The sequence below is a fragment of the Ancylobacter dichloromethanicus genome (assembly GCF_018390645.1).
Lineage (GTDB): Bacteria > Pseudomonadota > Alphaproteobacteria > Rhizobiales > Xanthobacteraceae > Ancylobacter > Ancylobacter dichloromethanicus.
In genome coordinates this window covers 197323-210581 of sequence record NZ_JAHBGC010000020.1, presented here as the reverse complement: position 1 = coordinate 210581, position 13259 = coordinate 197323, and the positions used below count along the sequence as shown (strand labels likewise).

Below are 13259 nucleotides of genomic sequence, written 5' to 3'. Positions count from 1 at the left end.
GCTCCCGCTCAGTAACCGCCGAGCCACGGGCCCAGCATGGGCAGCGGCAGGCCGAGACCCTTGATGAACACGGCCCAGGAAAAGGCCACCATGATGAAGGACGAGAGCAGCGCGGTGGTCAGCCTGAAGCGCCGGCTCGCCAGGGTGGAGAGAAACACCGCCAGCCCCATGGACGGCCCCAGGCCCAGCGGGCGGATGCCGAGGCCGAACACAACCAGTGCGAGCGTCACGAGTCCCAGCGGCACCCATGGCCAGCGGCTGAAGCCGATGCGCTGCGTCTCGTCCTCGTCCTCCACCGGGTGGAGCGTAAGACCGGAGAGAAGGACGATGAGGCCGAACAGACCGAGGAGACCGGCGAGGATCATCGGGAAATAGCCCGGCCCCATGCGGACCGCGCGGCCCATCGGCAGCCCCATCGCCTGCCAGGCGAAGAAGGCGGCGAGGAAGACGAGCAGCAGGCCGCTGGCGACCTCCTTGGGACTTTTGACGAAGCGCGTCATGGCACCTTATCCGCCGGGCGGGAACGGAGGCGCCGGCCCGCCGCGTCGATGCGGCAGGCCGGCGGGAGGGGAGAGGCGTGTCGTCAGTCGGCGAACACGCCGGCCTGCTCGATCACCGGCTTCCACTTGGCGACTTCCGCCGCGAGGAACTCCTGGTGCACCTGCGGCGTGGCGCGCTCCAGCGCCACCGGCTCGGTGCCGAGATCGGCGAAGCGGGCGATGACCTTGGGGTCCTGCAGCGCGGTGACGAGGGCGGCATTCAGCTTGTCGATCTCCGCCTTCGGCGTGCCCTTGGGCGCGTACAGCCCGTGCCAGACCGCGACCTCGAAGCCGGGCATGCCGGAAGCATCGAGGGTCGGGATGTCGGGAAGCGACTTCACCTTCTCCTTGGTGGTGACGCCATAGGCCTTCACCTTGCCGGCCTTGATCTGGCCGGTAGTGTTGGTGGTCTGGTCGCACAGCAGGTCGATCTGGCCGCCGACGAGGTCATTCATCGCCGGGCCGGTTCCCTGATAGGGCACCGTCGTCATCTGCGTGCCCAGCGCCGACATGAACAGCATGCCGCACAGATGCGAGGCCGAGCCGACGCCGGCATTGCCGTAGATCACCGCGTCCTTGTTCTCCTTCACATAGGCGATCAGTTCGGCGGCGTCCTTGGGCTCCAGCGTCGACTTGCCGATGACGGTCATCGGCACGTCGGTGACGAGGCCGACCTCCTCGAAATCGGTCAGCACGTTGTAGGGCAGCTTGCGATACAGCGTGGCGGCCGTCGCCTGCCCGATATGGTGGAGAAGAATGGTGTAGCCGTCCGGCGTGGCCTTCGCCACCTGCCCGGCGCCGCGCGTGCCGCCGGCGCCGCCGACATTCTCGACCACCACCTGCTGGCCGAGCGAGCGCGACATCGATTCGGCGATGAGGCGCGCCACCGTGTCGGTCGGGCCGCCGGCCGCGAACGGTACGACCATGGTCACCGGCCGGCTTGGGAAATCCTGCGCCTTCGCGGCCGCGAGCGGCAGGGCGCCGAGCGCCAGCGCCGCCAGGCCGGCGGCAACCCCCTTTAGTGTCGTCATGCGTCCCTCCCGAGACCTGATTTTTCGCAGTACTTTTATGTGACCGCGCCTGCCTTCGCGAAACGCCGTCGTGAGACCCGATAAGCCATCATCCGCATGACGGGGCGTCAAGTGACGCTTTGGTCCAAGGCGTCCGGGAGCGCCACCGCCCGAAGCGGCGGCGCGGGCGTCGATCCTGTCCGGAGCGTACAGACAAATGCCACACCGGAGTGCCATAATCCGCCGGCCGGTCCCCTTTCGAACTCCTGCGGCCGGTGGAAAATCCAGCCGGAGGCCCCCGCATGAGAATTAGACCTGTCGCCGCCCTGATCGCCCTGACCCTCGCCCTCAGCGGGCAGGCCCTTGCCGATGAGGCAACCTATGTGGCCGCCGCCTACAGCAAATCGACCGGAACCGTCGGCTTCGCCAAAGGCGGTTCGGATGCCGAAGTCCGGGCGAAGGCCATGTCGGAGTGCCAGACCGGCGGCGCCACCGACTGCGAGGTCGCCATGTCCGGCGCGAATATGTGCGTCTCGCTGGCCCGCGCGACGAGCCGGGACCGGCTGGGCCTGGCCTCGGGCACCTCGCGCGCGCAATCGCAGAACGGCGCGATACGGGAATGCGCGGCGACCGGCGCGGAAGGGTGCAATATCCACGACACCTATTGCGCGCCCTCGTCGATCCTCTGAGCGCCGTACCGCTTCGGATCGACGTACCGTTTCGGATTGCCAGCCCGTCCGGCCGCCCGTGTCGCCGGACGGCGTGGCGCCGGCCCGGTTGTCAGCGGGTGCTCTAGGAAGGCGGGCCGCGACGTTCCATATTCCATGCATGATTCAGGAGCCGCCCCCCCTCGTCGTCGAAATCGCCTGGCAGGACCCGTGGCAGGCCGCGCGCCGGCTCGGCCGCCGGGAAGGCGCGCCGGTGGCCGGCCTCACCTTTCTCGACAGCGCGATGCGCCACCCCCTGCTCGGGCGCTGGTCCTATGTGATGGCCGAGCCGTTCGGCCGCTTCCGTGTCGAGGCCGGCGTGCCGCGCTGGAACGGCGAGCGCGAGGAGGGCGCCCCGCTGGAGGCCCTGCGCGCGCGGCTCAAGGCCTATGCCCAGCCGCGCCTGCCCGGCGAGGCCGGCTTTCAGGCCGGGGCGGCGGGCTATGTCGCCTATGAGGCCGGCCGCCTGTTCGACCGCTTCCCGACCCCGCAGCCCGAGCCCGGCGAAGGGCCGGAGGTCGATTTCGGCTTCTACGACGTCGTCGCCACCTTCGACGTCGTCGCCAAGCGTGCCTTCCTCATTTCCACCGGCTGGCCGGAGAGCGCCCCCGCCCGCCGCGCCCGCCGCGCCCGCGAGCGGCTGGCCGAGGCGAGCGCGCGGCTGGCGGCGCCCGAAGCCCCGCTCGGCCCGCCGGTGACGGTGGAGGGCTGGCGCTCGAATTTCGACGCCGAAGGCTATCGCCGCGCGGTGGCGCGGGTGATCGACTACATCCGCGCCGGCGACATCTTCCAGGCCAATTTCACCCAGCGCTTCGAGGCGATGGCGGGAAGCCTCGACCCGCTCGCGCTCTACGACCGGCTTCGCCGCGCCAACCCGGCGACCTTCGCGGCGCTGATCGCCGGCGAGGACCGCATCATCGCCTCGTCCTCGCCCGAACGCTTCGTGAAGCTTCAGGGCGGCGAGGTGGAGACCCGCCCGATCAAGGGCACGGTGCCGCGCTCGGTGGAGCCGACGCTCGACGCCTTCCGCGGCCGCGAACTCACCGCCAGCGAGAAGGACCGCGCCGAGAACGTGATGATCGTCGACCTCTTGCGCAACGACCTCTCGCGGGTCTGCCGGCCGGGCACGGTGAAGGTGCCGCGCCTGTGCGGGCTGGAGACCTACGCCAATGTGCATCACCTCGTCTCGGTGGTGACCGGCACGCTGCAGGAGGGTCGCGACGGGCTCGACCTGATGGCGGCTTCCTTTCCCGGCGGCTCGATCACCGGCGCGCCGAAGATACGCGCCATGGAGATCATCCGCGAACTGGAGGGGCGCCCGCGCGGGGTCTATTGCGGCTCCATCGGCTATATCGGCTTCGACGGCACGATGGATTTCAACATCGCCATCCGCACGGTGACGGTGGAGAAGGGACCGGGCGGGTTCAACGCCAGCTTCGGCGTCGGCGGCGGCATCACCACCCTGTCCGACCCGGCGGCCGAGCACGCCGAGAGCCTGACCAAGGCCGAGCGGCTTTTTCGCGCCTTCGCCCCGGAGGTGCTGCCATGATCCTGCTGATCGACAATTACGACAGCTTCGTCTTCAACGTGGCGCGCTACCTCGGCGAACTCGGCGAGGAGGTCACGGTCGCCCGCAACGACGCGCTGGACCTCGCCGCGATCGAGCGGATGCGCCCGCAGGCGCTGGTGATCTCGCCGGGACCCTGCTCGCCCAACGAGGCCGGCATCTCGCTGGAGGCGGTGCGCGCGCTGTCGGGCCGGCTGCCCATTCTCGGCATCTGCCTCGGCCACCAATGCATCGGCCAGGCCTTTGGCGGGCGGGTGGTGCGGGCGAAGCAGCCGATGCACGGGCGCGCCTCGCCGGTCCGCCACGCCGGCACGGATGTCTTCGCCCGCCTGCCCTCGCCCTTCCCCGCCGGGCGCTACCATTCGCTGGCGGTGGAACTGGACGAGAGCGCAGCGCTCATGGCCACCGCCTGGAGCGAGGATGGCGAGATCATGGGCCTCGCCCATCGCGCGCACCCCACCTATGGCGTGCAGTTCCACCCGGAATCGGTGCTGACCCGGCAGGGCTACGAGCTGATGGCGAATTTCCTGGAGCTGGCGCGGGAGAGCGCGGCGTGAGCGGGACGGTCGGCAGCGAGGATCGCGGCTTCACCCTCGGCGACGGCGTGTTCGACACCGCGCTGGCGCGGGACGGCGCCGTGTTCGCCCGCGCCCGCCATGTCGCGCGGCTGGTCGCGGCGGCGCAGGCGATCGGCATCGCCATCGGGGCCGGGGCGATCGAGGCCGCCCTCGACGGCGCGCTCACCCCGGCGCCGGCCATCATCCGCACCACGGTGACGCGGGGAACGGCCGCGCGCGGGCTGTGGCCGGCCAGCGCCGGCGCGCCGACGCTCATTGTCTCCACCGCGCCGTGGACCCCCGCCCTGCTCGGCCAACCGGCGCGGCTGATTACCGCCACCGGCCGGCGCAACGAATACTCGCCCACCACCAACCTCAAGACGCTCGGCTATCTCGACCACATCCTCGCCGCGCGCGAGGCGGCGGCGGCGGGGGTCGACGACGCGCTGATCCTCAACACAAAGGGCCGCGTCGCCTGCACCACCATCGCCAACGTCTTCGCGCTCATCGCCGGCCGGCTGATCACCCCCTCGCTGGCCGAGGGCTGCCTGCCCGGCATCATGCGCGCGCTGGTGATCGAGGCCGCGCCCGCGCTCGGGATCGCCGTCGAGGAGCGCCCGCTGGCACCGCAGGCGCTGGCCGGGGCGGACGCGGTGTTCGTGACCAACTCGGTGCGCTTTCTGCGCCCCGTCCGCTCGCTGGACGGCGCTTTACTGGGAGACGGCACCGACATGGTCAACAGATTGCAGGAACTTGTACTTCGAACCGAATATAATGACAGATAATTCCCCCTGCCTCCTTCACGTCTTTTCATTTGCCGACAGAAGGACGTGAAGTTTGCGTCATCATATTTCTGACACTATCTGACATGGCGGAATTTCGTCCCGAACAAAAGGGCAATGTCGTCTCTGATTATTTGAAACCATTGCGCGACCACGACGTTGAAAGGCACTGCAAGCCGCCGGAGGTGCCCCATGCTTCGCCTGAAACGCCCCATGCTCGCCGCCGGGCTGGGCGCCAGCCTGCTCGCCAGCGTCGCCACGCTCTCCGCCCTGGCGCAGACCGCCCCGGTGCAGCTGGCGCAGGCCGGCCCGCAGGGCGGCGGGGCCACCATGGATGTCGACCTGTTCTATGACCAGCTCGGCCAGTACGGCACCTGGGTGGAGCATCCTGACTACCAGTATGTGTTCATCCCGGCCGATGTCGGGCCCGGCTGGCGCCCCTATCAGGAGGGCCGCTGGGTCTGGACCGACGCCTATGGCTGGTACTGGGAATCCTACGAGCCGTTCGGCTGGGCGACCTATCATTACGGGCGCTGGGGCTACGACCCCGCCTTTGGCTGGTTCTGGGTGCCCGGCGACACCTGGGCGCCGGCCTGGGTGACCTGGCGGCGCGGCGGCGGGCGTACCGGCTGGGCGCCGGTGGCGCCGGACCGTCCCGGCTACGCCATCGGCCGGCCCGATCATTATGCCCCGCCGGTGGCGGAAAGCTGGGTGTTCGTCGAGGACCGTTACATCGCCGAGGAGAACCTCGCCGCGCATGTGGCGCCGATCCCCGAGATCAACATCTACCTTCAGGCAGCGCCGGACGCCTTTGAGCCGCGCTGGAACGACGGCTATTATGTCAATCGCGGCTTCGGCACCAGCGGCTTCGACGCGCCGGTCCGCGAGCGCCTGGTCGCCCGCGAGGTCTATTATGTCGACCGCCGCGACGACATCTTCTATGACGGCCGCAGCAATAGCCTCGGCATTTTCGCCCCGCGCCTCGACTTCGGCGCCCGCCGGAGCCCGCCGCCGCGCTATGTGCGCGAGATCGAGCCCGACCGGCGCCCGCTGATCCGCCAATATGTGCGCGAGGACCGCGATGTGCCGGGCTTTCTCGCCCCCTCGGTGGCGCTGCTGAACCTGCTGCAGCCGGATCGCCGGCGCGAGCTGCGCGACCGCCGCTTCGACGATCCCGACCGCTACCGCCGCGAGGTCCGCGACCTCCAGCGCGAGCGGGCGGACGGCCTGCGCGACGAGCGCCGGCAGGCGGCCGCGCGCGCCGATGCCTTGCAGCGCCAGCAGCGCGAAGCCCTGGAGAAGCGCCGCCAGAGTTATGAGAAAACGCGGGCCGAACAGCGCCTCCGGGCCGAGCGGGCGCTGAAGGCGCGCCCCGCCGGCCTGCCGCCTGGCGGCGGCCCGGATCGCCCCGGCGCGCCGGATGCGGGCCGCCCAAGCGGGCCCGATCCGCGCCCGAATGCCGGCCGGACTCCGGGCCAGACTCCAGGCCAGGCTCGGGGCCAGGTTCCCGGCCGGCCGCCGGGTCCGGAGGCCGCCGGCACCCCGCAGACACGTCCCGCCCCCGGGCCGGAGCGCGCTGGGCAGCCTCCCGGCCGGCCGGGCGAAGCGCCGCGCCGCGACGGCCCCCCCGACGCCAACCGTCCCTCCGCTCCGACAGCGGGACAGGAGCAGCAGAAGCAGGACGAAGTGCGCAAGCAGCGCGAGACCCAGCGCCAGCAGAAACTGGAGGCGCAGCAGGAGCAGCAGCGCGCCAGGCAGCAGGAGCGCCAGCAAAAGCAGGGCGAAGCACAGAAGCAGCGCGACCTCCAGCGCCAGCAGACCCAGCAGAAGCAGGAGGCGCAGCAGGAGCAGCAGCGCGCCAGGCAACAGGAGCGCCAGCAAAAGCAGGGCGAAGCACAGAAGCAGCGCGACCTCCAGCGCCAGCAGACCCAGCAGAAACTGGAGACGCAGAAGGATCAGCAGCGCGCCCAACAGCCGCAGCGCCAGCAGCAGCTTAAGGAGCAGGTGCAACAGCGGCAGCAGCAGGTGCAGCAGAGGCCCCCGCAGCAGGCCCGGCCGCTGCCAAATCAGCCGCCGCGCCAGCAGCCCGCGCCGCCGCGCCCGCAGGGCGGCAAGCCCGATGGCAAGCCGCCCGTGCCCCCCGGCGCGGAGTAAACCACCGGCAAAGCCGCGCCCGGCCCTTCAGCCGGGCACGGTCGAGACGTGGGGTCGCCCGAAAGGGCGCCCACGATCAATGCGTGGCGGGAAGATTGTAGGCCACCCATTGCTCGCGCGGGATGGCGTCACCGACCCGGAAGGCGAAGGCGACAATCTTGCGCCGCGCCTCGTCCAACTCGCATCGGTACGATACCTCGTACCATGTGTGTTGGCTGCGAAACGCCCCGCCATCGGCGATGAGAACGGCGCCTTCCGTCTTCGTGTCGTCCAAGGCGTAGTCGACCAGTCGGTCAGGTCGGAAATCCTGCCGCCAGGCGTGTATCTGCTCCATCGCTTCGAGATCGCAGAGCTGGGCGAGGCGATCCTCGTCGCCGAGATGCTCAAGTTCGCGGCGCAGGCCCCGGCTGCGGGGATTGCCCAGCGCCTGTTCGGAAAGCATCCGCGAGGGGTGCACCATGTCCGGCGGGTCGGCCGGCTTTGCGGGGCGAGCGCGCGATGGCGCGGACGCCCGGCCGGTGCGCGGCAACGCCTCCGCCGAAGGTGAAGACACAGCCGGAGAAGGTGCCGCGCGCAGGGCGGCGAAGTCGCGGGAGCTGATGATCTCGGTCTCCAGCGCCAGCGGCTCGGCCGGCGCCGGCAAGCTTCGGGCACCCGCCAGCAGAACCGCCGCGAGCAAGGCGAGATGCAGCGCCGCCGACACCGCCAGCCATGCCAGATCCGCCCGCGACCGGCCGGAAAACGGCCGGCGCTCTCCCATGTCCAGCGATGCGCTCTCGGCGCGCGGCATGGACGGGACGAGCGTCATGCGGGAAAGGCCGGCATGGGAAGCCTCCGATGGTCCCGACAGCCATCGGCGACGGTCCCGGCAGCATTATGGCCGTACCGCGCGCAGCAACGCGGGAAGCGTACACACACGCCGCGCCGGAAGCGACGCGGCGTGTGTGTGCGACCACGAAAACGGTGAACGCGGCGCCCCTGCGGCGCCCGCCTTCACTCCGCCGCCGGCTGCGCCTGCGCGTTCAGGCTGCCGCGCTTGGTGGCCAGCTTGTTGAGCGCGATGATGTAGGCCTGCGCCGAGGCGACCAGCGTATCGGGGTCGGAGCCGCGCCCGGTCACCGCCTTGTCGCCATCCTCCAGCCGCACCGACACTTCCGCCTGCGCGTCGGTGCCCTCGGTGACGGCGTGGACCTGATAGAGCGCCAGCTTGGCCTCGTGCGGCACGATCGCCTGAATGCAGTTGAAGGTCGCGTCCACCGGGCCGTTGCCGGCCGATTCCTCGGTGATGACGACGCCGTCGACTTCCATCTTCATGGTGGCGCGCTGCGGGCCGTGGCTGCCGGCGATGACGGTCAGCGAGACCAGCTTCATGCGGTCATGGGCGACGGCGATCTCGTGATCGACCAGCGCCTCGATGTCCTCGTCATAGACCACCTTCTTGCGGTCGGCGAGTTCCTTGAAGCGGCTGAACGCATCGTTCAGCGCGTTCTCGCCCAGCTCGTAGCCGAGCGCCTTCAGCTTGTCGCGGAAGGCGGCGCGGCCGGAATGCTTGCCCATCACCAGCGAGGTCTTCGACACGCCGACGCTGTCGGGGGTCATGATCTCGTAGGTGGTGTTGTTCTTCAGCATCCCGTCCTGGTGGATGCCGCTCTCATGGGCGAAGGCGTTGCGGCCGACGATCGCCTTGTTGTACTGCACCGGGAACGAAGTGACCGCCGAGACCAGCTTGGAGGCGCGGGTCAGCAGGGTCGCCTCGATGCCGGTGGCGAAGGGCAGCACGTCGCCGCGGGTGCGGATGGCCATCACCACCTCTTCCAGCGCCGCATTGCCGGCGCGCTCGCCCAGCCCGTTGATGGTGCATTCGATCTGCCGCGCGCCGCCAGCCAGCGCCGCCAGCGAATTGGCGACGGCGAGGCCCAGATCGTCGTGGCAGTGGGCGGAGAAGACAATCTGCTCGCCATTGGGCACCCGGTCGAGGATGTAGGCGCGCACCTGGCGGAACATCGCCTCATATTCGGACGGGGTGGCGTAGCCCACCGTGTCCGGCAGGTTGATGGTGGTGGCGCCGGCCTTCACCGCCGTTTCCACGCAGCGCTGGAGATAGTCGATCGGGGTGCGGGTGGCGTCCATCGCCGACCATTCGACATCGTCGACGAGGTTGCGCGCCTGCGCCACCGTGCCGGCGATGATGTCGATCACCTGATCCTGCGTCTTGCGCATCTGGTGTTCCAGATGGATCGGCGAGGTCGAGACGAAGGTGTGGATGCGCGGGCGGCGGGCCGCCTTCACCGCCTCGCCGGCGCGGGCGATGTCGACGGGGATGGCGCGGGCGAGGCCGGCGATCACCGCGTTCTTCGCGCGGCGGGCGATTTCGGCGACGCTCTCGAAATCGCCATTGGAGGCGATGGGGAAGCCGGCCTCGATCACGTCGACGCCCATCGTGTCGAGCAGGTCGGCGACCTCCAGCTTCTCTTCCAGCGTCATCGAGGCGCCGGGGCACTGCTCGCCGTCGCGCAGCGTAGTGTCGAAGATGACGACACGGTCGGGGCTGACATGGTCCTGCGGGGTGGACATGGGGTCTTCCTTCTCGGCTCCGGCGCCGGGAGCCGGGGCTCTGGGGCCCTCAAGGCATCGTCCGGCGCAAATCTGACTGTTCGGCGGATGGTGGAGGCGTCGTCCCCTGAGCGCCCAGGCACGAAGCCCGGCCGGCCCTCAGGGGCGGCTAAGAAGAAGGAGCCCGGACGCAATCAGAGCCTTCCCCGCAAACCGCTGGGCGGCCGGGGTCGCGGAAGAACGGCGGGCGGACGAATTCGTCACGGCTCGGCTCTCGCGAGGTTGCTCTGGTGCAAGCTGTGTAGCCGAGCGCGGGAGAAACGGCAAGGGTGGGCGCCAAGGGTGGGCATAAGGGGTGGGCGTGAGGGGCAGCCGGCGGCGGCCCACCGGCCCGGCCACGCCGTGGCGACGTCATGCCGGGCTGGGACCGGGCATCCACGTTTTCGGGTCGGGGGGGGCGACCTTCCCGAAAGGGTGGATGGCCGGACAGGGTCCGGCCATGACGTCCCTCCCCGCCCTTTCCGGGCCTGCGGTCGTTTCGACCCGGCCCGGACAGGGCGAGTGGGAGATCGCTTCAGTGCCCGCCTTCCACCTTGTGGGTAGGGCGGCGCAGCAGCGGGGCGGCGAAGAACAGCAGGACGAACAGGACGGTGAGCACGAGGAAGACGTCCGAGAACGCCATCACCTCGGCCTGGATGCGCACCTGCCCCGCCATCGTCTTCAGCGCCGCCGTTCCCGCGTCCGATCCCATGGCCGACAGCGCGCGGGTCATCGCCTCCAGCCGCTCGACCGCCGCCGCATTGGCCCACTGCACATTCTCGTGCAGCCGCGCCAGATGCAGGTCCCAGCGGTCGTTGAGCACGGTGTTGATGAGGGCGAGCCCCACCGCGCCGCCGAGATTGCGCATCAGGTTGAACAGGCCCGAGGCGTTCTTGAGCTGGTCGGGCGGCAGGGTGCCGAGCGAGATGTTGTTGATCGGGATCATCGCCATCATGATGCCGACGCCGCGCAGGATCTGCGGCACCAGCAGTTCCCAGAAATCCCAGTCCTGGGTCAGCCCGGTGACCTGCCAGGTGCCGACCGCGAAGGCGCCGAATCCGAAGGCGATCATCAGTCGCGGATCGACCTTGCCCATCAGCCGGCCGGCGATCGGCGCGCACAGGAACATGGCGAGGCCGGAGACGAACATGGTCTCGCCGATCATCAGCGCCGAATAGCCGCGCACCCGCGCCAGATAGAGCGGGTAGAGATAGGTCAGCCCGTAGAGCCCGATGCCGACCACGAAGCTGAAGGCCGAGCCGACCGAGAAATTGCGGTTGGCGAAGGCGCGCAGGTCCACCACCGGCTCGCGGGCCATGAAGACGCGGGCGAAGAACGACACCGCCGACACCGTGCCGACGACGGCGAAGAAGGCGATCGCCCGGTCCTCGAACCAGTCATTGGTCGGCCCCTCCTCCAGCACGAATTCGAGGCTGCCGAGGAAACCCGCCATGAACAGCAGCCCCCACCAGTCGAACCGGTCGAGCAAGGCGAGGTCGGGCTCGTCGAAATCCACCAGCGTCACCGTGGTGACGATGACGAAGATGCCGGGGATGATGTTGACCAGGAACAGCCAGTGCCAGGAGAACAGGTCGGTGAGATAGCCGCCGATGGTCGGGCCGATGGTCGGCGCCAGCGTCGCCACCAGCCCGATCAGCGGCGCGACCACGCCCTGCTTCTCGCGCGGGAACACCGAATAGGCGGCGGCGAACACGGTCGGGATCATGCCGCCGCCGAGAAAGCCCTGCAGCGCGCGATAGACGATCATCTCGTTGATCGAGGTCGCCGTCGCACACATCAAGCTCATCACCGTGAAGCCCACCGCCGAGGCGGCGAACAGCCAGCGCGTCGACAGCGCCCGCGACAGGAAGCCGGACAGCGGGATCATCACCACCTCGGCGATGAGGTAGCTGGTCTGGACCCAGGAAATCTCGTCCGACGAGGCGGCCAGCCCGGCCTGGATCTCGGACAGCGAGGCCGAGACGATCTGGATATCCAGGATCGCCATGAACATGCCGAACACCATGCACAGGAAGGCGAACATGCGCCTTCCCTCCGAGGAGGCGGCGCGCGGGGCGGCTCCCGATGGGGCGGTTATGTCCGACATGGGGCCCTCCTCAGTCTCAGGAGCGGGTGTCGATGGTGGCGACCACCGACATGCCCGGGCGCAGTTCCGCCTTGGCGCGGGCGGCGGCGTCGAGTTCGATCCGCACCGGCACGCGCTGCACGATCTTGGTGAAGTTGCCGGTGGCGTTCTCCGGCGGCAGCATGCTGAACACCGAGCCGGAGGCCGGCGCGACGCTGACCACCTCGCCGTGGAAGGTCTCGTCCGGATAGGCGTCGACCTCGACATCGACCTTCTGCCCGGGACGGAGGCCGGCAAGCTGGGTCTCCTTGAAATTGGCGTCGACATAGACCTGAGACATCGGCACCAGCGCGACGAGCCGCGTGCCGGCCTGCACCAGTTGCCCGACCTGCACCGCGCGGTTGCCGACGACACCGTCAAAGGGCGCGCGCACGATGGTGAAGTCGAGATCGCGCTGGGCCTGGTCGCGCGCCGTGTTCAGCTCGTCGAGCGTGCGCATCGCCTCGGTGCGCTGGGCGTCGAGCACCGTCACGTTGGCCTCGGCCGAGGCCACCGCGGCCTTTGCCGCGTCCACCGACGCCTTTGCCTTGTCGCGATCGGCACGGGCATTGTCGAGCGTGGCGCGGCTGGAATATTGCGACTTGACCAGTTCCGACTGGCGGCCGAATTCCAGCTCGGTGCGCTGCAACTCCGCCTCGTCGGCGACGAGCTGCGCCCGGGCCTGGTCGACCTGCGCCCTCGCCGCCGCCATCTGCTCGCCATAGCGGGCGACGGTCGCGCGCTGGGTGGCGATCCTGTTCTCGGCCGCCCTCAGCGACAGGCGGTAATCGCCATCGTCGATACGGGCGATGACGTCCCCGGCCTTGACGGTCTGGTTGGTCTCGGCGTCCAGCCCCACGATGTAGCCGCCCACCTTGGCGGCGAGGATCGAGGTGTCGGCGCCGACATAGGCATCGTCGGTGGAGACGAGGAAGCGTCCGACCTGCCACCAGTTGAGCCCGTAATAGGCGCCGCCGGCTAACGCCGCGACCAGAACAGCGCCGAATATCAGCGGCTTGCGAGAACGCACGCGCTTCGGCGTCGGCTCCTCCGCCCGCTCGGACGGGCGGGCCGTCTCCGGCGCCGTCTTGCGCGCGGTGATCGGGATCGGCTCGCTGCCGTATGGGCGCTCGGCTTCGGCGCTGGGTATCGCCTTGATTTCCGCTTGAGCCATGCCGCCCTCCCGTTTGCAACTAAACCGTTCAGTTCACTTATTGCTTTACATA

Annotated in this window: 11 protein-coding genes; 5 read left to right on the top strand and 6 right to left on the bottom strand. The window is 69.5% G+C overall.

What is annotated here, in order from left to right; translation table 11 throughout:
• Positions 1–8: 8 nt before the first annotated feature.
• Complete coding sequence (locus tag KHC23_RS09715) at positions 9–500, bottom strand: tripartite tricarboxylate transporter TctB family protein (RefSeq protein WP_213371922.1); 492 nt, start codon at positions 498–500, stop codon at positions 9–11.
• A gap of 83 nt (positions 501–583) precedes the next feature.
• Positions 584–1570, bottom strand: coding sequence for a tripartite tricarboxylate transporter substrate binding protein BugD (locus KHC23_RS09710; RefSeq protein ID WP_213371920.1), 987 nt, complete (start codon positions 1568–1570; stop codon positions 584–586).
• A gap of 281 nt (positions 1571–1851) precedes the next feature.
• On the opposite strand from KHC23_RS09710, the gene KHC23_RS09705 reads away from it, so the two are divergent.
• From KHC23_RS09705 to KHC23_RS09685, 5 genes are all read left to right on the top strand, one after another.
• Positions 1852–2238, top strand: coding sequence for a DUF4189 domain-containing protein (locus KHC23_RS09705; protein WP_213371918.1), 387 nt, complete (start codon positions 1852–1854; stop codon positions 2236–2238).
• Between the two features lie 139 nt (positions 2239–2377).
• The gene (gene pabB, locus KHC23_RS09700; RefSeq protein ID WP_213371916.1) at positions 2378–3805 is read left to right on the top strand and encodes an aminodeoxychorismate synthase component I; all 1428 of its coding nucleotides are present in this window, start codon (positions 2378–2380) and stop codon (positions 3803–3805) included.
• Positions 3802–4380 (top strand): anthranilate synthase component II, encoded by a 579-nt coding sequence (locus tag KHC23_RS09695; protein ID WP_213371914.1) that lies wholly within the window; start codon positions 3802–3804, stop codon positions 4378–4380. The genes pabB and KHC23_RS09695 overlap by 4 nt, the downstream gene beginning before the upstream one ends.
• The gene (locus KHC23_RS09690) at positions 4377–5165 is read left to right on the top strand and encodes an aminotransferase class IV (RefSeq protein ID WP_213371912.1); all 789 of its coding nucleotides are present in this window, start codon (positions 4377–4379) and stop codon (positions 5163–5165) included. The genes KHC23_RS09695 and KHC23_RS09690 overlap by 4 nt, the downstream gene beginning before the upstream one ends.
• A 189-nt stretch (positions 5166–5354) precedes the next feature.
• A complete protein-coding gene (locus KHC23_RS09685; protein ID WP_213371910.1) occupies positions 5355–7316 on the top strand; it encodes a DUF6600 domain-containing protein in 1962 nt (653 codons plus the stop codon).
• A 76-nt stretch (positions 7317–7392) separates the two neighbouring features.
• Here the strand turns inward: KHC23_RS09685 and KHC23_RS09680 are convergent, their stop codons facing one another.
• From KHC23_RS09680 to KHC23_RS09665, 4 genes are all read right to left on the bottom strand, one after another.
• Entirely contained in the window at positions 7393–8124 is a 732-nt protein-coding gene (locus KHC23_RS09680) for a DUF930 domain-containing protein (RefSeq protein WP_213371908.1), read from the bottom strand.
• Positions 8125–8309: 185 nt separating this feature from the next.
• Positions 8310–9890: a 2-isopropylmalate synthase gene (locus tag KHC23_RS09675; RefSeq protein WP_213371906.1), complete on the bottom strand. Its 1581-nt coding sequence runs from the start codon at positions 9888–9890 to the stop codon at positions 8310–8312.
• Between the two features lie 553 nt (positions 9891–10443).
• On the bottom strand, positions 10444–12015 hold the full coding sequence (locus KHC23_RS09670; protein WP_213371904.1) for a DHA2 family efflux MFS transporter permease subunit: 1572 nt from the start codon (positions 12013–12015) through the stop codon (positions 10444–10446).
• A 16-nt stretch (positions 12016–12031) separates the two neighbouring features.
• Entirely contained in the window at positions 12032–13207 is a 1176-nt protein-coding gene (locus KHC23_RS09665; protein ID WP_213371902.1) for an HlyD family secretion protein, read from the bottom strand.
• Positions 13208–13259 lie beyond the last annotated feature (52 nt).